The 16,545-nt window shown below is 72.5% G+C and carries 16 protein-coding genes; 6 read left to right on the forward strand and 10 right to left on the reverse strand.

Annotated elements, in window-relative coordinates; all coding sequences use genetic code 11:
* The first annotated feature begins 11 nt into the window (after window positions 1-11).
* The 3 genes from metF to OG753_RS39905 all read left to right on the forward strand — a co-directional run bounded on the left by metF (window position 12) and on the right by OG753_RS39905 (window position 3,157).
* Complete coding sequence (gene metF, locus OG753_RS39895) at window positions 12-974, forward strand: methylenetetrahydrofolate reductase [NAD(P)H] (protein WP_327260129.1); 963 nt, start codon at window positions 12-14, stop codon at window positions 972-974.
* Between the two features lie 5 nt (window positions 975-979).
* A complete protein-coding gene (gene ahcY / locus OG753_RS39900; RefSeq protein ID WP_405786636.1) occupies window positions 980-2,398 on the forward strand; it encodes an adenosylhomocysteinase in 1,419 nt (472 codons plus the stop codon).
* A gap of 141 nt (window positions 2,399-2,539) precedes the next feature.
* On the forward strand, window positions 2,540-3,157 hold the full coding sequence (locus OG753_RS39905; protein WP_405786635.1) for a DUF1772 domain-containing protein: 618 nt from the start codon (window positions 2,540-2,542) through the stop codon (window positions 3,155-3,157).
* A gap of 58 nt (window positions 3,158-3,215) precedes the next feature.
* On the opposite strand, the gene OG753_RS39910 is transcribed toward OG753_RS39905, so the two are convergent.
* The 9 genes from OG753_RS39910 to OG753_RS39950 all read right to left on the reverse strand — a co-directional run bounded on the left by OG753_RS39910 (window position 3,216) and on the right by OG753_RS39950 (window position 12,822).
* A complete protein-coding gene (locus OG753_RS39910; protein ID WP_327260126.1) occupies window positions 3,216-3,713 on the reverse strand; it encodes a DUF1772 domain-containing protein in 498 nt (165 codons plus the stop codon).
* A gap of 169 nt (window positions 3,714-3,882) precedes the next feature.
* Window positions 3,883-4,494 carry an ABC transporter permease gene (locus OG753_RS39915; RefSeq protein WP_327260125.1) on the reverse strand — a complete coding sequence of 204 codons (612 nt, stop codon included), beginning with the start codon at window positions 4,492-4,494 and terminating at the stop codon, window positions 3,883-3,885.
* Window positions 4,495-4,578: 84 nt separating this feature from the next.
* Window positions 4,579-5,943: a carotenoid oxygenase family protein gene (locus OG753_RS39920; protein WP_327260124.1), complete on the reverse strand. Its 1,365-nt coding sequence runs from the start codon at window positions 5,941-5,943 to the stop codon at window positions 4,579-4,581.
* A gap of 33 nt (window positions 5,944-5,976) precedes the next feature.
* Window positions 5,977-6,417, reverse strand: a complete 441-nt coding sequence (locus tag OG753_RS39925) for an SRPBCC family protein (protein ID WP_327260123.1) — start codon at window positions 6,415-6,417, stop codon at window positions 5,977-5,979.
* Between the two features lie 85 nt (window positions 6,418-6,502).
* Window positions 6,503-8,026, reverse strand: coding sequence for an MFS transporter (locus OG753_RS39930; RefSeq protein ID WP_405786633.1), 1,524 nt, complete (start codon window positions 8,024-8,026; stop codon window positions 6,503-6,505).
* 122 nt (window positions 8,027-8,148) lie between these two features.
* Window positions 8,149-10,146: an ATP-binding protein gene (locus tag OG753_RS39935; RefSeq protein ID WP_405786632.1), complete on the reverse strand. Its 1,998-nt coding sequence runs from the start codon at window positions 10,144-10,146 to the stop codon at window positions 8,149-8,151.
* A gap of 41 nt (window positions 10,147-10,187) precedes the next feature.
* Complete coding sequence (locus OG753_RS39940) at window positions 10,188-10,580, reverse strand: nuclear transport factor 2 family protein (protein ID WP_327260120.1); 393 nt, start codon at window positions 10,578-10,580, stop codon at window positions 10,188-10,190.
* Between the two features lie 123 nt (window positions 10,581-10,703).
* Entirely contained in the window at window positions 10,704-11,924 is a 1,221-nt protein-coding gene (locus tag OG753_RS39945; protein ID WP_405786631.1) for a cytochrome P450, cyclodipeptide synthase-associated, read from the reverse strand.
* A gap of 313 nt (window positions 11,925-12,237) precedes the next feature.
* The gene (locus OG753_RS39950; RefSeq protein WP_405786630.1) at window positions 12,238-12,822 is read right to left on the reverse strand and encodes a hypothetical protein; all 585 of its coding nucleotides are present in this window, start codon (window positions 12,820-12,822) and stop codon (window positions 12,238-12,240) included.
* 241 nt (window positions 12,823-13,063) lie between these two features.
* Here OG753_RS39950 and OG753_RS39955 point away from each other — a divergent pair, with 241 nt between their 5' ends.
* Together OG753_RS39955 and OG753_RS39960 are read left to right on the forward strand one after the other, a co-directional pair.
* Window positions 13,064-14,479, forward strand: coding sequence for an MFS transporter (locus tag OG753_RS39955; protein WP_327260117.1), 1,416 nt, complete (start codon window positions 13,064-13,066; stop codon window positions 14,477-14,479).
* A 289-nt stretch (window positions 14,480-14,768) separates the two neighbouring features.
* On the forward strand, window positions 14,769-15,314 hold the full coding sequence (locus OG753_RS39960) for a hypothetical protein (protein ID WP_405786629.1): 546 nt from the start codon (window positions 14,769-14,771) through the stop codon (window positions 15,312-15,314).
* A 51-nt stretch (window positions 15,315-15,365) separates the two neighbouring features.
* Here OG753_RS39960 and OG753_RS39965 read toward each other — a convergent pair whose 3' ends face one another.
* The gene (locus OG753_RS39965; protein WP_405786628.1) at window positions 15,366-15,770 is read right to left on the reverse strand and encodes a hypothetical protein; all 405 of its coding nucleotides are present in this window, start codon (window positions 15,768-15,770) and stop codon (window positions 15,366-15,368) included.
* 135 nt (window positions 15,771-15,905) lie between these two features.
* Between OG753_RS39965 and OG753_RS39970 the strand changes: the two genes are divergently transcribed.
* Entirely contained in the window at window positions 15,906-16,508 is a 603-nt protein-coding gene (locus OG753_RS39970; protein ID WP_405786627.1) for a TIGR03086 family metal-binding protein, read from the forward strand.
* Window positions 16,509-16,545: the final 37 nt, after the last annotated feature.

A 16,545-nucleotide genomic window follows, 5' to 3' on the forward strand; every position in this document is an offset into this window, starting at 1 on the left:
AGGAGTCCGACATGCCGGCTGCCCTGGCCGCCACCGCCGAACGCCCCCGCACGTCCCGCGCCCCCGCCCCCGCACCCCTCGGGGTCCGTGAACTACTGGCCCAGGGACGGCGGACCTTCTCCTTCGAGTTCTTCCCCCCGAAGACCGACGCCGGGGAACGCACCCTGTGGGCGGCCATTCGCCGCCTCGAAGCCCTCGCCCCCTCCTTCGTCTCCGTCACCTACGGCGCCGGCGGCTCCTCCCGCACCCGCACCGTCGAGGTCACCAAGCGCATCGCCGCCGAGACCACCCTGCGCCCGGTCGCCCACCTGACCGCCGTCGGACACTCGGTCGCCGAACTGCGCCACATCATCGGCCAGTACGCCGACGCCGGCATCCGCGACATCCTCGCCCTGCGCGGCGACCCGCCCGGCGACCCGAAAGGGCAGTGGACGCCCCACCCGGACGGCCTGACCCACGCCCACGAACTGGTCGAACTCATCCGCCGGCTCGGCGACTTCACCGTGGGCGTGGCGGCGTTCCCCGAGCGCCACCCCCGCTCACCCTCCTGGACCGAGGACATCCGCCACTTCGCCGCCAAATGCCACGCCGGCGCCGACTACGCCATCACCCAGATGTTCTTCCACGCCGAGGACTACCTGCGGCTGCGGGACCGGCTCCTCGCCGTCGGCTGCCTGACCCCGGTCATCCCCGAGATCATGCCGGCGACCGATTTCCGCCAGATCCGGCGCTTCGCCGAGCTCAGCGACGCCCGCTTCCCCGACGCCCTCGCCCAGCGCCTCGAAGCGGCGAAGGACGACCCCGCGGCCGGGCACCGCATCGGTGTCGAGTACGCGACCGCCATGTCCGAGCGCCTCCTCGCCGAGGGCGCACCCGGCCTGCACTACATCACCCTCAACAAGTCCACCGCGACTCTAGAGATCCATCAGAACCTGAACGTCAGCCACGACCCAGCCACCACCATCACGGAGTAGAACTCATGGACTTCAAGGTCGCAGACCTCTCTCTCGCCGCGTTCGGCCGCAAGGAGATCACCCTGGCCGAGCACGAGATGCCGGGCCTGATGTCGATCCGCGCCGAGTACGCCCAGGCGCAGCCGCTGGCCGGTGCCCGGATCACCGGCTCGCTGCACATGACCGTGCAGACGGCCGTGCTCATCGAGACCCTCGTCGCCCTCGGCGCCGACGTCCGCTGGGTGTCCTGCAACATCTACTCCACCCAGGACCACGCGGCCGCCGCCATCGCGGTGGGCCCGAACGGCACCCCGGATAACCCGCAGGGCATACCCGTCTTCGCCTGGAAGGGCGAGACGCTGGAGGAGTACTGGTGGTGCACGGAGCAGGCGCTGACCTGGCCCGGGCACGCCGGCCCCAACATGATCCTCGACGACGGCGGCGACGCCACCCTCCTCGTCCACAAGGGCGTCGAATACCAGAAGGCCGGCTCCGTCCCGGACCCGTCCACCGCCGACAATGAGGAAATGGCCCTGGTCCTCGGCCTGTTGGGCAAGACCGGCATCGACTGGGCGGCGCTGGCCGCCGGCGTCCGCGGTGTGACCGAGGAGACCACCACCGGTGTGCACCGTCTGTACGAGATGATGTCCGAGGGCAGCCTGCTGTTCCCGGCGATCAATGTGAACGACGCCGTGACGAAGTCGAAGTTCGACAACAAGTACGGATGCCGTCACTCGCTGATCGACGGCATCAACCGTGCCACCGACGTCCTCATCGGCGGCAAGGTCGCGGTCGTCTTCGGTTACGGCGACGTCGGCAAGGGCTGCGCCGAGTCCCTGCGCGGCCAGGGTGCGCGTGTCATCGTCACGGAGATCGACCCGATCTGCGCGCTGCAGGCCGCGATGGACGGATACCAGGTCGCCACCCTCGACGATGTCGTGGAGACGGCCGACATCTTCATCACGACCACGGGCAACAAGGACATCATCATGGCCGCGGACATGGCCAAGATGAAGCACCAGGCGATCGTGGGCAACATCGGCCACTTCGACAACGAGATCGACATGGCCGGTCTCGCGAAGATCGAGGGCATCGTCAAGGACGAGGTCAAGCCGCAGGTCCACACCTGGAAGTTCCCCGACGGCAAGGTCCTGATCGTGCTGTCCGAGGGCCGTCTGCTGAACCTGGGCAACGCGACCGGTCACCCGTCGTTCGTGATGTCGAACTCCTTCGCGGACCAGACCCTGGCCCAGATCGAGCTCTTCACCAAGCCGGAGGAGTACCCGACCGAGGTCTACGTGCTCCCCAAGCACCTGGACGAGAAGGTCGCGCGTCTGCACCTGGACGCCCTGGGCGTCCGCCTCACCACGCTCCGCCCGGAGCAGGCCGCCTACATCGGCGTCCAGGTCGAGGGCCCGTACAAGCCGGACCACTACCGCTACTGACCGAACGGATCACGCCACCGGCTCTCGAGCACCACTCGAGAGCCGGTGGAACCCCATGGCCGGGTATCCCGGGGAATGCCACGATCGGATGTCCGCGCCGAGGGCGAGCACCACTCCACCACCCGCAGATGAGGATGTCCCATGAACCCCAATCCGGCCGGTAGCCACCAGCAGTACCCCGCCGGCGGCCCGGCTCCCTACACGGCCCCGCCCGGCTCCTACGCCCAGCCCGGACCGCCCGCACCGGCGACCGCGGAGCGAGGCAAGGCGGCCACCGTCCTCCTCCTGCTCTCCACGGTCCTCGTCGGCCTGATGGCAGGCCTCTTCTTCGCCTTCGACGTCTCGGTGATGCCGGGACTGGCCGCCGGTGACGAGCGTACGTACGTCACCGCGATGCAGAACTTCAACGCGGCGATCGACGGCAACGGCCTCTTCGGCATGGCGTTCGTCCTCGCCCTGCTGGCCTCCGCGGCCTCGGCGATCGTCGAGTTCCGCAAGGGCCGCCGCACCGTCGCCATCTGGGTCGGTGCGGCCACCGTCGCCTACTTCGTCGTCCTGATGATCACCTTCTCGGTGAACATCCCGCTCAACAACGAACTCGCCGACGCCGGCGACGCCGCGAAGCTCGCGGACTTCTCGATCGTCGACAAGTTCAAGAGCACCTGGGTCGCCACCAACATCATCCGCACCCTGCTGTGCACGGTGGCCCTGACGGCCCTCTCGCGGGCCCTGGTCCTCTACGGCCGCGCCACCCGTTGACACCTGCCGCCACGCCATGGAGTCCCCCGCCGCCCGGCCGGGGGACTCCCTCATGCGGTCAGCCGGTCTGCCCGTGCAGGTACAGGGCCCAGGCCAGGAAGCCGACCGCAGCCGTGCACAGCAGCGTGCGCCAGACGTTGGCGCGGCTCCAGGGCCCCTCGAAGGCCCGCCGGACGGCAGCCGGGTCACCGATCCGGGCGACCGGGCCGGCCTTCTCCAGGGCGTTGTTCAAAGGGATGTTCACCTTGTTGGTCAGCCCCATCGACAGGATGTAGCAGACCAGCGCCGCGATCAGCGCCGGCAGCACGTCACGGCCGTCCGAGGGAATGTGCAGGGCCAGCGCCAGCGCGGTGAAGAGGAACGCACCGATGTAACCGAGGACGAACCAGCCGTTGAGAATGGCCTTGTTGATGTTCTGCATGACTTCGATGACCGTACGGTCGTCGCTGCGCTTCAGGCCCGGCATCACGGAGACGGAGAAGCCGTAGAACAGGCCGCTGACCAGCCCCATCGTGACCGTCGCGGCGATGAGCGAGGCCAGGCGTGCGGTCTCCATCGTGTGTCCCCCTGCTCGCCCGTCCACGGAGCTTCTGGGTCATCGATTCTTCGGGAACGGGTCATCGAATCGTCAAGTCATGGCGACTATACGGGCGATGGCGGCCCGCGTCGCAGGGGAATCGAGCGAGCCTCCAGCATGTCTCGAGCGGCGCGGACCGCCGCCCCCTTCAGCGCGCGTGCAGCCGGCGGTGTTCGAGGACCGCGGCCAGGGCGTAGGCGCCGCCGCCCGCGAGGGTGAGGACCCAGTAGAAGGCGGGGGCGGTGAACGCGAGGGCCGCGGTGGAGGCCAGGGCCAGCCAGACACCGAGGCTGTAGTGCAGCACGTTGCGGCGTACGGCGCCTTCGGCGAGGTAGACCAGGCCGACGACGAGCCCGGAGCCGGCCGGCCACAGCACGGACTGGAGATCCGGCTGGCCGAGCACGGAGGTCAGGCCGGTGATGGCCAGGAACAGGGCCGTGAAGGCCGTGATCCAGGCCGCGCCGAGCAGCTTGCCCGAGAGGACCTCCGGTGCGGAGGCCCCGTGCTGGGCCCGCAGCGCGGCCAGGGTGGCCATGGTGATGCCGGCGACGAGTCCGCCGCCGAGGAGCGTCATGGGCAGCCAGTCGGGCAGGCCGAGCAGGGGAGCGGGCCCCCGGGAGACCGCGGCCGTGCCGTGGCCGAGCAGGTAGGCCAGTCCGAAACTGACGTAGGCCGCACGGTTGTCGACCTCGCGAGGGCGGCCACGGCCGCCGGCCTCACGAACGGCGGCGGGCGGCAAGGCGGTGGTGGGGCTGGACATGGTGGCAGATCTCCATCCGGGACGGGCGGGGGTGGTGACGGTCTCGCCGGGGGCGCGGGCGATACCGCGCCCCGGGACGGCACGTCAGCCGTTGCCGTGGTCCAGCTCGCTGTCGGGGACCCAGGAGCCGTGGATTCCGGCCGTCACCCGGTGGGGCAGATGGACGGTGGCGACCCTGTCGAGGCCGGAGGCGTCCAGGACCAGCAGCTGGGAGGAGTCCTGCTTGAGGTCGGAGACCACGGTCAGCAGATAGCCGTCGTCCTCGCTCGTGGCATCGGCGGCGGGCACGAAGACGGCCTCGCTCGGCATCCGGGCATCGCCCACCTGGTGGATGCGGCGGGCACCGGTGGTGCGGTCGTACTTGACGACACCGTAGCCGCCGAAACCGTTCTCGTCGGGGAAGGCGATCGCGTACTGGTAGCGGTTCTCCACACCCAGGAAGTCCTCGTTGAGGGTCGGGAACTCCACCGGCAGATCGTCGATGATCTGCTCGCCGACGGTCCCCTCCGCCAGGTCGATCACCCAACGGCGGGTGTAGGAGCGGGAGCCGGGCTCACTGCCGCGCCCGGGCGCCCCGACCCACCAGTTCCAGGAGAGCCGGAAGCCCTCGCGGTCCACGGTGGGACCCTCCAGGACGATGCGGCCCAGGCCGTCCTCGTAGGCGTTGGAGACGTGCAGCATGTTGCCGGGCTCGATGGAGAACCAGCGGACGTGCCGGGCCCCGTCACCACCGCGCGGCATGACACCGATACGGGCGGGCTGGTGATCGCTCCAGCTGTAGGGGATACCGGAGTGCTCCGTGGCGTCGAAGGTGACATTGCCCTCGACGAACACCACATGACGGCGGGTGATCGCGAAATCGTGCTTGAGCGAGGCGGTCGCCCCCGGCACATCGGCACTGTCGGTGATCTCGCCCTTGGCGTCCGCGACGTAGTACGTCAGGAACGGCGGGAACGGCGAGGACCCGAAGAAGTGGAGCTCCCCGGTCACCGGGTCCTCCTTGGGGTGCGCGGTCATCGCACTGCGCAGCTTGCCGCCGAAGTCGTGGGCGCCGACCGTTTCCAGCTCCGGGGTGAGCTCGAAGGGGAAGTTCGCCTCGCACAGCGCCAGCAGGCGTCCGCCGTGCTCGATGATGTGCGTACCGGCGGTGCTGGCGCTCAGGTCCGGCCCGCGCTCGGTCATGTACGGGGCGCCGTCCAGGGCGGGAGTGTGCACCCAGCGGTTGCGGTACCACTCGGCGCGGCCCGCACGCAGGCGGATGCCGTGGACCATGCCGCTGCCCTTGAACCAGTGGCTGGGAGTGACACCGGGCTTGGGGTTGTGCCCGTTGCGCAGCAGCCGGCCGTTCAGCTCGGGGGGCAGGGAACCCTCGACGGTGAGGCCGGTGGCGGTGACCTCCTCGGTGAGGGGGGTGTAGTGGCCGGTCAGGTACGGCTTCGCAGTGGTCATGGCAGATATCTCCTCGATCGGTGTGAGAGGTGGTCAGGCAGCCTGTTCGGCACGGCTTTTGAGGTGGGAGAGCCAGCTCTCCAGGGAGTCGTGGAGGGCCTTGTGGAGGTCGTCGGCCGCGGCCTCGACCGGGGCGCCGCTCCAGGACTCCTCGGTGCGGACGGTGGTGCGCCCGCCGTCCTGCTCGAACGTCCACACGTGTACGCCGGTGATACCGGCGGCGGGACCGCCCCACACGATCCGCTCCCCGGGAACCAGCTCCCGCACGGTGGAGGTGATGTCCAGGCCGTGGGTGCGCCAGCTGAACGACCCGCCGGGCCGCAGCGGCCCCTCGGCCTCCACCCGGACCACGTCCGGGTTCCACAGCGGCCAGGCCGCAATGTCGGTGTGCAGCGCCCACACGCTCTCGAGCGGGGCGTCGATCACGGTGCTCAGGCGGACGATGACGGGAGCGCTCTCGTCGATGGTGACCATGGCTGTGCTTCTTCCTGTTCTGGACGACATGTACCGGTGGTGCCGGGCGTTCTGGGCGTGCCCGCCGGGGATTACGGGACAGCCCTCAGGGGGTGTTCTGCCGGACGGGGGAGAGCGGAGAGCCCTCCGGGCCGGGAGCCGGATCGGAAGCCGGCCCGGCGGGGGCGGGGGCGGCCGGGGTACGCGCCCCCGTGCGGCGGGTGAGGAGCAGCGCGAGGAGGGCCGTGACGGCCAGGACCGCGGCCGAGACGGTGAAGGCGGCCCGGTAGCCGGCCGTGAGCGCCTCCAGGGAGGGCCGGTCCGCGGACGCGCCGGCGGTGACGGAACCGGCCAGGGTGGCCAGGGCCGCGAGACCGATCGCCCCGCCGACCTGCCGGGTGGTGTTCACCAGCCCGCCGGCAAGACCCGCGTCCTGCCGCGGGACACCGTCCACGGCCAGCCCGGTGAGCTGGACGAAGGCGACGCTGAGCCCCAGGCCGACCAGGACGCTCGGGCCGAGGACGTCCACCGGGTAGGTGCCGTCGGCGCTCATCCGCGACAGCCACAGCAGCCCGGCCGCCTCCGTCAGCAGCGCCGCGGTCAGGGTCGCGGTGGCACCGAACCGCCGGGCCACGCGCGGGGCGAGGGCGGAGCCGAGCATATGGGCGCCGGCGAGGGGGAGTTGCCCCACTCCCGTGACCAGCGGGCCCGACCCGAGGACCTGCTGCTGGTACAGCGGCAGGAAGAAGAACAGGGCGATCCACACGGACCCCAGCAGGGCCATCAGCAGATTGCCCGCACCGACCCGGCCCGCGGTGAGCAGCCGCACCGGCACCAGCGCCTGCGGCCGGCCCCTCTCGATCACACAGAAGGCCGCCAGCAGCACGACGGCGCCACCGAGCGCGCCCAGCACCGGCGGATCGCCCCAGCCGGCCCCGCGCGCGGTGGTCAGACCCCACACCAGACAGGTCAGCGCCAGCGTCACGGTGACGGTGCCCAGCAGGTCGAACCGCCCGGCCGTCTCGCGTACGGCGTCCCGGGGCACCAGCACGGCCACCGCGGCCAGCACCAGCACCGCCCCGAACGCCACCGAATGGAAGATCCACGGCCAGCCCCACGCCTGGGTGAGCACACCGCCCAGCAGAACGCCGCCCGCGGCCCCCGCACCGGAGACCGCACCCCACACCCCCAGCGCCCTGCCACGCGCCGGCCCGGGCGGGAACCCGTCCATCGCCAGCGCGAGCGCGGCCGGGGCGATCGCGGCGGCGCCGGCCCCCTGCACCGCACGGGCACCGATCAGCACACCGGGGGAGGTGGCCAGCCCCGCCGCCACCGACGCCAGCACGAACAGCGCGAGCCCGGCCACCAGCACCCGGCGGCGGCCCAGGAGATCGGCGACCCGTCCGCCCGCCAGGAGCAGCGCCCCGAACGCCAGGCCGTAGGCGTTGACCACCCAGGTGGTCCCGCCGTCCGACAGGCCCGCCCCGTCACGGATCTGAGGGAGCGCCACATTGACGATCGAGGTGGCGAGCATGACGGTGAACTGGGCCGCGGCGAGCGCCGCGAGCACCGCTCCCGGCCCGGGGGGCCGGCGTGCTGACCGGCCCGTCTGCGTGAGTGCAACGTTCATGACGCACACACTCGGCGCGGACGCTGTCCACTATCCAGACCCGGCGGGCGCGGCCACTGTCCACTGCTGTCCGCGCCTGTCCACCCGGCGCCCCGCCGCAGCCCGCCCCGCGCCCGCCGCCGCTACCTCGGGTCGTGCAGCTCCCGCTGCCACAACGCCTCGCCGAGCAGGTCCAGACCCTGACGCAGGTGACGACGGTAGGTCCCGTACGGAAGACCCAGACGGCGCGCGGCGGCCTCCTGGGTGGGCGCACCGGAGAAGTAGCCCGCCGTCAGGGCCTCACGCGCCCGCACTCCGCGCGGATCACCCGCGAGATCGTCGACGGCCCCGCGCAGCAGGGCACGCAACTCCCCGACCGGTTCACCGAAGTCGGCGGCCAGACGGGTACGCATCAGAGCGCAGGCGGCGAACGCGTCCGTATCGCGCCAGTGCGCCAGCGCCTCGCGCACGGCCTGGTCGAACGCGGCCCGTGAGACGGGCGACGGCCCGGACGCGGACGGCGCCGGCCCGGCCGTGGCCGATATGAAACGCAGCAGCCATGCCTCCACCGGCAGCCGGCGCCAGTCCACACCGAACAGCCCGTAGGAGTACGCACCCACCCGCGGCCGCGCCCCGGTGTCGTCGAGCGTGCCCCTGACCCGCCCGGCCCAGGTCTCGGCGTCCTGGAACACCGCGAAACCGTAGGCACGGCCGCGGGCCCGCGCCGCCTCCGCATGGGCCCGGGAACTGCTCAGGTCGATGACGCGCGAGGGAACCTGGTACCGCTCGGGATAGACCGAGAAACGGCTGATGCCGATGTGCTCGCCCGCACCCACCGGCGCGGTGGCCTCGGTGTACCGCCAGGCGGCCGCGACGACGGGATCGGCCGCCACGTCCCGGGGGTCGGCCGGGGCCGGCAGGACCAGCCGGGCCGTGAACGCCACGATCCGGCCCGTGCTCACCAGCCGGTAGACGCTGAACGCCTGCGGCTGGCGCTGCGCCCAGTAGCGGACCAGCTCCGCGCCGGCCGCCCCCTCGGTCTCCTCGGCCATGCGCAGCACGACATCGATGTCATCCGGGTGCAGAGGACGGTCGTGCACCTCGTCCTCGCGGGACCAGCACCGCAGCCGGGCCAGCGTCTCGCCCTCCCGGAAGAGGTAGAAGAGATCGTCGGTGACGGTCCACACCCGCTCCTCGGGTGCCTCGCGCAGGAGGCGCAGGTACTCGTCCGCCAGGCGCCGGCGCATCGACTCGAAGGCGTTCGGCGCCCGCCAGCGCAGGTCGGCGGCGAGGGTCTCGCGCGCGGCGTCGTGCGGATGGAGCCCGCGGTGGGTCGACTCCATGAACGGCAGGTCCCGCAGCCAGGAGAAGAGCGGATGGACGTCCTCCTCGGGCAGCACCGCCGCGAGGAGTTCCTCCGACGTCGAACGGGCCTGCGCCGCCACCTCCAGGGCGCGGCGGTGGGCCGCCGTGGGCACCTCCCCGATCAGCCCCGCCAGCAGGGTGCGCAGCACATCCGCCGTCGGAGCCCAGATCTCCTGCCTGCCGCACCCCTCCGATCCCGCCGCGGCCGCCAGCGACAGCGCCAGCGGGTTGCCTCCGGCGAAGCGCAGCACCCGGTCGCGCAGTTCGGGCCGGATCTGCGCCGACACCAGCAGGCTCCGCGCCTGCTCCTCGGAGAACGGCTCCAGTTCGCTCACGTGCAGCAGCCGGGACCAGGCGGGGTCGGCGGTCCACTGCGGCTGCGGAGCACGCCGCCCGGCCAGCACCACCAGGGTGTCGTCCGCGGCTCGGGGCAGGAAGTGGTGCCACAGCCAGCTCTCCAGCCACTGGCAGTGCTCGAAGGAGTCCACGAACAGGACCGTGCCCGGAACATCCAGGAACGGACCGGCGGCGTGCTCGAAATCGGCCGGGTCCCGGCTGACGAACCGGCCGTCGAGTTCCACGAGCAGCCGGCCCGACGCACGGGCGTGGTCCGCCAGCCGCCGCAGCAGCGTCGACTTCCCGATGCCGCCCGGCCCGTACACGTAGAACGCGAACGGCGCCTGCGGATCACCGGCCAACGCCTCCCCGAACCGGCCGAGTTCCTCGTCCCGTCCCACGAAGGCCCGTACGCGCGCCCTGCTCAGTCTTTCCCCCACGGACACCATGGCGGCTCCCCTCTCCCTCGCTCCCGGCCCGGTCAGCCGACCAGTCCGATGTTGTTGTCCTCGGCGTCTCCGGTGATCAGCAGAGTGGTCTCCTCCACGCGCCGGAAGCGGCCGTCGGGTGCCATCCGGGCGAAGAGGTACACCTCGGTACGGGAGGTGTGGCCGTCGCGGTGGCCGAGGGTGACGGTGTGACGGTCGGCGTAGAGCAGCCCGTCGCGGAGCTCTTCGTGGACCTCGACGTGCCCGCTGCCGACCAGCGAGCGCAGGCGCGTCATGTGCCGGGCGAAGCCCGTCCTGTCGCTCCACACGCCGTTGGTGCGCTGGCGGTAGTCGGGGGCGAAGTGCCGGTCGATGGCTTCGGCGAGGTCCAGGCCCGGCTCGAACAGCAGATCGTGGATGGCCGTGGCGATATCGGTCGACGTCATGGTCGTCTTCTCCTGAAACAAAGTGGGGGACAGCGAAATCCGGGCTCACGCAGCCGCGGAAGGCAGGGCCCGGCACAGGCCCGGCGGGCGAGACGGCCGCAGGTCGCGGCCGGCGCCGCGCTCTCAGCCGACGGGGGTGAAGTCCAGCGACAGCGCGAGCGGCCCCCGCGTGTACAGGCCGGCTTCCCGGTAGCGGAAACCGGGGCTGTAGCGGACCTCGTCGAGCAGGGGCAGCAGCATCGCGGCGACCGTCTCGATCTCGGCACGCGCGAAGGCCGCGCCGACGCACTGGTGCAGTCCGGCGCCGAAGGACAGGTGCTGGGCGGCCGCGGTGAAGGAACGGGCGGCGCCCAGGTCCGGGCGGTGGATGTCGAAGACGTCCGGGTCACTGAAGGCGCCGGGATCCCGGTTGGCCGCGCCGATCATGCAGAAGACGGTCGCACCGGCCGGGACGGTGGCGCCGGCGAACACCGCGTCCTGCTCCGCCCGGCGGGGAATGAGCTGGACCGGCGGGCTGTATCGCAGGGTCTCCGCGATCGCGGCGGCCAGCAGCCGCGGGTCCCGGCGGACCTGCGCCAGCTGCTCGGGACGGTCGATCAGGTGCTTGAAGAGCAGGGCGAGCGTCTTGTCCGCCGGCTCGGCGGCGGCGACCAGGACGTTGATGATCAGCGCGGTGACGTCGCGGTCGCTCATGACGACACCGCCGAACTCGGCCGTGCACAGCCTCGATATCAGATCGTCGCCGGGACGGCTGCGCCGCTGCTCGATGACGGGCAGGAGATAGGTCTCCAACTCCTCGGCGCAGTCGATGCAGTGCCGGCGGCGCTCGGGGGTGAGGGCGAGGCTGGTGACGAACTCGGCGACCCCGCCGTGCCAGGCGGCCACCTGCTGCCAGTCCCCTTTGTCGAGCCCCAGGACGTCGAGCGCGACGTGCACGGCGAACGGCTTGCCGAAGTCGTTGACCAGGTCCATCCGCCCCCGGGCGAGGAAAGGGGCCATGAGCTCGGCGGCGTTGGCGTGGACGGCGCGTATCTGTCTCTCCAGGGCCCGTCCGGTGAACGCCCGTACGACGATCTTCCGTTTCGCGGTGTGCTCGGCGCCGGTCATCTGGGCGAGGACCGGCCCGCGCATCACCGGCTCGGCACGCACCTGCAACATCTCGGTGCTGAAGGCCTCATGGTCGGTCAGCACCCGCTTCACGTCCTCGTGGCGGGAGAGGAAGTAGCTGTCGATCGCCGGCTCGTAGTGCACCGGAGCCCGCTCCCTCAGCCGTGCGAAGTAGCGGTGGGGGGCGGCGGCGAAGTCCTTGGACAGGACACTGAAACGGGCAGGGACCGCGGGCATGGTGAAGACCTCTCGAACAATGCAGTGGGGGAAGGAGAGCCGGGCCGGCAGGAGTCAGGAGCCGCCACGGGCCCCGGACATCGCGGCCGGACACGGCCACGGCCGGGACCGCACCCGGATGCACATCTGTGTTGTCACTCCTGTCGGCTGTCCGCCGTCCACGACGGGTTCCCGTGACCTGCGTCACGACCACGCCGCAGCGGGCACGCCCACGGCCGCGGTCCGGCCTGCAAGACGCGCGAACGACGGTACGGGTTGCGCCGGTTGGAAAGGCTGCGCACCGGCCGGCAGGACACCCTGGAGCCGGAACTCCTCAGCCGGCGGCGCCCGACCGGGCCCGGGCCCGGTCACGGAGCCACGCGACCGCTCCCACCAGCACCGCCACCCCCAGCCCGTACAGGGGCAGCCACAGGGTCGTCGTGGCCGCCAGGCACTCGGCGACCGCCTTGCGCGCCTGGTCCTGCTGCGCGAACGCCAGCGCCGCAGCGTCATTGCCGGCCAGGTTCCCCAGCGCCGCCTCCGCCTCAAGGGCCGCGTACCGCCCCGCCAGCGCACAGTCGCCGCGCGTGCCCGGCATCGGGAACAGCCAGGCCCGGCGCTGCAGCAGGGGAGCGAGCGCGACCGCCACGCACAGGCCGACGACCAGCGCGTACGCGACCAGGCCGCGCATGTACGGCGAACGGATCTCCGGAGTCCACTGCGCCCGCCGCTGGAAGGCGGACATCACCGCGAGGAGCGTCACCCCGATGAACGTGGCGAACCACTGCCACGAACCCTGGGCGAGCGCGAACGTCAGCACCGCGGCGAGCCCGATGCCGATGACCCCGGGAGCGGGAGCGGCATCACCCGGTGCGGCGGACGCCGGCCTCGGGGTCACTCGGGGGCTGGGATCACTCACGGGCCTCTCCAACAGAGGGGGGACAACAGCATGCGCCCGCAACACCCCGCCGCCCCGGCCGCCGTGCCGCACGGGCCCCGCGCCCCGCCCGGATGGCCCCCGCCCGGCCGGGCCTGCGCATTTCACCCGCCGGGGCCCCAGCCGCACTGCGTCCCCCGTCAGGCCGCCCCACAATGGGATGACGGCCTGCGTGCGGCCATTCAGCGGTGTCCCGACTGCCCCGGCCGAGAGGAACGCCCCCATGCGCGCTGAGTCCTCGCCGGCCGCGCGGAGGACGGGGGCCTTCGTCGCGGTCGCCGTCGCCCTGTTCTGCATCCAGCTCGACTTCTTCGCCCTCAACCTCGCCCTTCCCGGCATCGCGGCGGAGCTCGGCATCACGGACTCGGCCGCGCAGTGGACCCTGTCCGCCTACATGCTCGCCATCGGCTGCTTCTTCATCGTCGGCGGCCGGGTGGGGGACGTCTTCGGACGGCGGGGCACCCTGCTGGCCGGGCTCGCCCTGTTCACGGCCGGTTCCGTGGGCTGCGCGCTGGCTCCCGGCCTCGGTCTGCTGGTGGTGGCCCGGATCGCGCAGGGCGTGGGCGCGGCGTTCGTCTTCCCGGTGTCCGTGTCCGTGATCACCAACACCTTTCCCGAGGAGACCCGGGCCAAGGCCCTGGGCGCCGTCTTCGGCGTCGCCAACATCGGGACCGCGCTCGGGCCCTTCGTGGGCGGAGGGTTCACCGAAGGGCCAGGCTGGCGCTGGATCTTCTGGCTGATGGTCCCGCTGAGCCTGATCTCGCTGCTCGCCGCCCTCGCCTGCGTACCTAACTCGCGCGACACCTCGGCGCCCCGCGAGCTCGACCTCCTCGGCTGCGCCCTGATCGTGTGCTCGCTGGCGGCACTGACCCTGGCCGTGGAGCGCGGGGACGCCTGGGGCTGGGGGAGTGCCCGTACTCTCGGCTGCTTCGCCGCGGCCGTGACGGCCGGCGGGCTGTTCCTGGTGCGCGAGCGCCTCGCCCGGCACCCGCTGGTCGATCTGCGGCTGTTCCGCAACGTCCCGTACGTCCTGGTGACCGGGATGGGCTCGCTCTCGAACATGGGCTACGGCGTCACCGTCTTCCTCGCCACGCTCTACCTCCAAGGCGTCCGCGGCCTCTCGCCGCTCCTGGCGGGCACGGTGTTCCTGGCCCCGGCCCTGCTGGTGGCGGTCAGCGGGCCGCTCGGGGCGCGGCTGGCCCGGTACATGCGGCCGACCGCGGTGATGGCGCTCGCCGGGGCCGTCGCGGGCACCGGGATGTACGCGCTGGCCCAGGCCGATGCCTGGTGGCTGTACGTGCCGGTGTTCGCATGGTGCGGCCTGGGCCTGGGACTGGGCTGGACCTTCTCCAGCGTGGCGACCCAGCAGGTCGTCGCACCGGCCCGGGCGGGGGAGGCGTCGGGCGTGCTGCTGACGTTCCTGGTCACGCTGGGCGCGATCGCCCTCGCCGGGACCGCGGCGGCGATCTCCGCGATGACGCCGCAGCGGCCGCCCGAGGAGGCCTACGACGCGATCCTTCGGCTGGGCGGGATGGTCATCGTCGCGACGGCGGTGATCGTCATGGCCGTACGCCACCGGCTCGTGGTGCTGGGCAGGGTCCCGCCCCTGTCGATGCGGGAGGCGGACCGCCGGCCCTGACACTCCCGCCCTGACGCCGCGGGCGCGGACGGGGCCCGGACACACACGGGCCCGGGAAGCCCGGACAGCAGGACAGCAGGAGAGCAGGAGAGCAGGAGAGCAGGAACGGAGAACAGGAAACCCCTTCCGGCCTGCGGACCGTGTGGCCGCGATGCCCCGAAGCCACACGTGGCGCCAATAATGGCTCGCCATGGCGCCATGTGTGAGCCATAATGGCGTCATGGGGTGGCGCGCCCCGGCCGCAGGCCACGGGGCGCGTTGCGCGGGGCGGGCGATCAGGGGGCGGATCATGGACACAGCACGGAGCCGGCAGCGGGCGGAGCCCGGCCCCCTCACGGCCTTCACCCGCTTCGTGCTCTGCGGCGGCGGAGTGGGACTCGCCTCCAGCTTCGCCGTGACGGCCCTCGCCTCCTGCATACCCTGGGCCCTGGCCAACGCCCTGATCACCGCGGCCTCCACGCTCCTCGCCACCGAGCTGCACGCCCGCTTCACCTTCGGCGCGGGCGGGCGCGCGACCTGGCACCAGCACGCGCAGTCGGCCGGCTCCGCCGCGGCGGCGTACGCGGTGACCTGCCTGGCGATGCTCCTCCTGCACCAGCTGGTGGCGGCTCCCGGCGCTCCCCTCGAACAGGCCGTCTACCTCTGCGCCGGCGCACTCGCCGGTGTCGCACGGTTCGCGGTGCTGCGCCTCGTCGTCTTCACCCGGAACCGCTCGCAGGCCACGGCCACGGCCACGGCCGCCGCCGCAGCCGTCCCGACCGCGCGGCCGGTGTGCGCGACCGTGGCCCGTGACTCGGCCCCGGCCCGCCCGGCCGATCTCTGCCCCGCCGCCTGACCCCGCCGCCCGACCCGCCGGCGAGCCCGGGGCGGGAGACCGCGGGCCCGGTCAGGACATTTCGTCCGGGTCGCAGGTCGCGCGGCGCAGACCGATCGTGCGCAGCGCCCGCATCAGCCCCTCCTCGTCGCCCGCGCGCACCAGGTGGACCGCCCCGTCGACGGTGACGACGTCGAGATCGACGGGAGTCGCGTCGGCCCTCGTGCGGAGCACCACCCCGCTCGGCGGGTCCAGGGCGCGCACCCCCCGGAAGACGCCGAACGAGGCCGGGTCGTCCCGGAAGCTGCCGGACAGGGTGAGCACGGTGATGTCGGGGAGCAGGACCCGGGCGTGCGCCAGCGCGACGTCCGGCGTGCGGGCATGGGAGATGACCTGGAAGTGGGGATTGCGCTGGATCCGCGACCGCAGCACCTCCAGCTCCACGCCTTCCGGTATGCCGACCACCAGGACCGTCATCACAGTGCCCCATCCTCCGCCGCGCCGGCGTGCCCGTCGAGCGGGACGCGCCCGGCACATCCCGCGCCGCGTCGCGATGAGTACGGGCCCCGCCGCCGGTCTACCCTTCAGACCCACTCTCAGGAGGAGCGGCAGATGACCGGTACGACCGCTTTCGATCTCGGACCGCAGGCGCGGATCGTGGCCCGTCTCGCGGCAGCCGTCCCGGACGCCCGGCTCACCGACCGGACGCCCTGCCCCGCCTACACGGTCGGTGACCTGCTGGGCCACCTCGCGGGTCTCGCGGTCGCCTTCCGCGACGCCGCCCGCAAGGACCTGGGCCCCACGACGGACACGGACCCCACCTCGGCCACGCCCTCCCTGCCCGCCCGCTGGCGCGAGGAACTGCCCGGGGTCCTCGGCGAACTCGCCGAGGCCTGGGAAGACCCGGCCGCCTGGACCGGCATGACCCGCGCCGGCGGCGTGGACCTGCCCGGCGGGATCGCGGGTGCGGTGGCGGCCGACGAGCTGGTGCTGCACGGATGGGACCTGGCCCGGGCCACCGGCCAGGAGTACGCGCCCGATCACGCCGCGCTCCGCTCCTCGCACGCGTTCCTGCTGGCGGCCGCCGAGGAGGGGGACCGCGGCGACGGCATCTTCGGACCCGTCGTGCCCGTACCGGACGACGCCCCGCTGCTGGACCGGACGCTCGCACTGAGCGGCCGCGACCCGGGCTGGACGCCGCCCGCATCCCCGTGACGCGGGCGGCGTGCCCCGGCCCGCCGCCCGGGGGCAC

The organism is Streptomyces sp. NBC_00029, assembly GCF_045160505.1.
In the GTDB taxonomy this organism is placed as follows: Bacteria; Actinomycetota; Actinomycetes; order Streptomycetales; family Streptomycetaceae; genus Streptomyces.

What these genes read in the sequence shown, in the direction of transcription:
- metF (WP_327260129.1), top strand. Translation starts at nt 12, where the DNA reads ATGCCGGCTGCCCTGGCCGCCACCGCCGAACGCCCCCGCACGTCCCGC.
- ahcY (WP_405786636.1), top strand. Translation starts at nt 980, where the DNA reads ATGGACTTCAAGGTCGCAGACCTCTCTCTCGCCGCGTTCGGCCGCAAG.
- OG753_RS39905 (WP_405786635.1), top strand. Translation starts at nt 2,540, where the DNA reads ATGAACCCCAATCCGGCCGGTAGCCACCAGCAGTACCCCGCCGGCGGC.
- OG753_RS39910 (WP_327260126.1), bottom strand. Translation starts at nt 3,713, where the DNA reads ATGGAGACCGCACGCCTGGCCTCGCTCATCGCCGCGACGGTCACGATG.
- OG753_RS39915 (WP_327260125.1), bottom strand. Translation starts at nt 4,494, where the DNA reads ATGTCCAGCCCCACCACCGCCTTGCCGCCCGCCGCCGTTCGTGAGGCC.
- OG753_RS39920 (WP_327260124.1), bottom strand. Translation starts at nt 5,943, where the DNA reads ATGACCACTGCGAAGCCGTACCTGACCGGCCACTACACCCCCCTCACC.
- OG753_RS39925 (WP_327260123.1), bottom strand. Translation starts at nt 6,417, where the DNA reads ATGGTCACCATCGACGAGAGCGCTCCCGTCATCGTCCGCCTGAGCACC.
- OG753_RS39930 (WP_405786633.1), bottom strand. Translation starts at nt 8,026, where the DNA reads ATGAACGTTGCACTCACGCAGACGGGCCGGTCAGCACGCCGGCCCCCC.
- OG753_RS39940 (WP_327260120.1), bottom strand. Translation starts at nt 10,580, where the DNA reads ATGACGTCGACCGATATCGCCACGGCCATCCACGATCTGCTGTTCGAG.
- OG753_RS39945 (WP_405786631.1), bottom strand. Translation starts at nt 11,924, where the DNA reads ATGCCCGCGGTCCCTGCCCGTTTCAGTGTCCTGTCCAAGGACTTCGCC.
- OG753_RS39955 (WP_327260117.1), top strand. Translation starts at nt 13,064, where the DNA reads ATGCGCGCTGAGTCCTCGCCGGCCGCGCGGAGGACGGGGGCCTTCGTC.
- OG753_RS39960 (WP_405786629.1), top strand. Translation starts at nt 14,769, where the DNA reads ATGGACACAGCACGGAGCCGGCAGCGGGCGGAGCCCGGCCCCCTCACG.
- OG753_RS39965 (WP_405786628.1), bottom strand. Translation starts at nt 15,770, where the DNA reads ATGACGGTCCTGGTGGTCGGCATACCGGAAGGCGTGGAGCTGGAGGTG.
- OG753_RS39970 (WP_405786627.1), top strand. Translation starts at nt 15,906, where the DNA reads ATGACCGGTACGACCGCTTTCGATCTCGGACCGCAGGCGCGGATCGTG.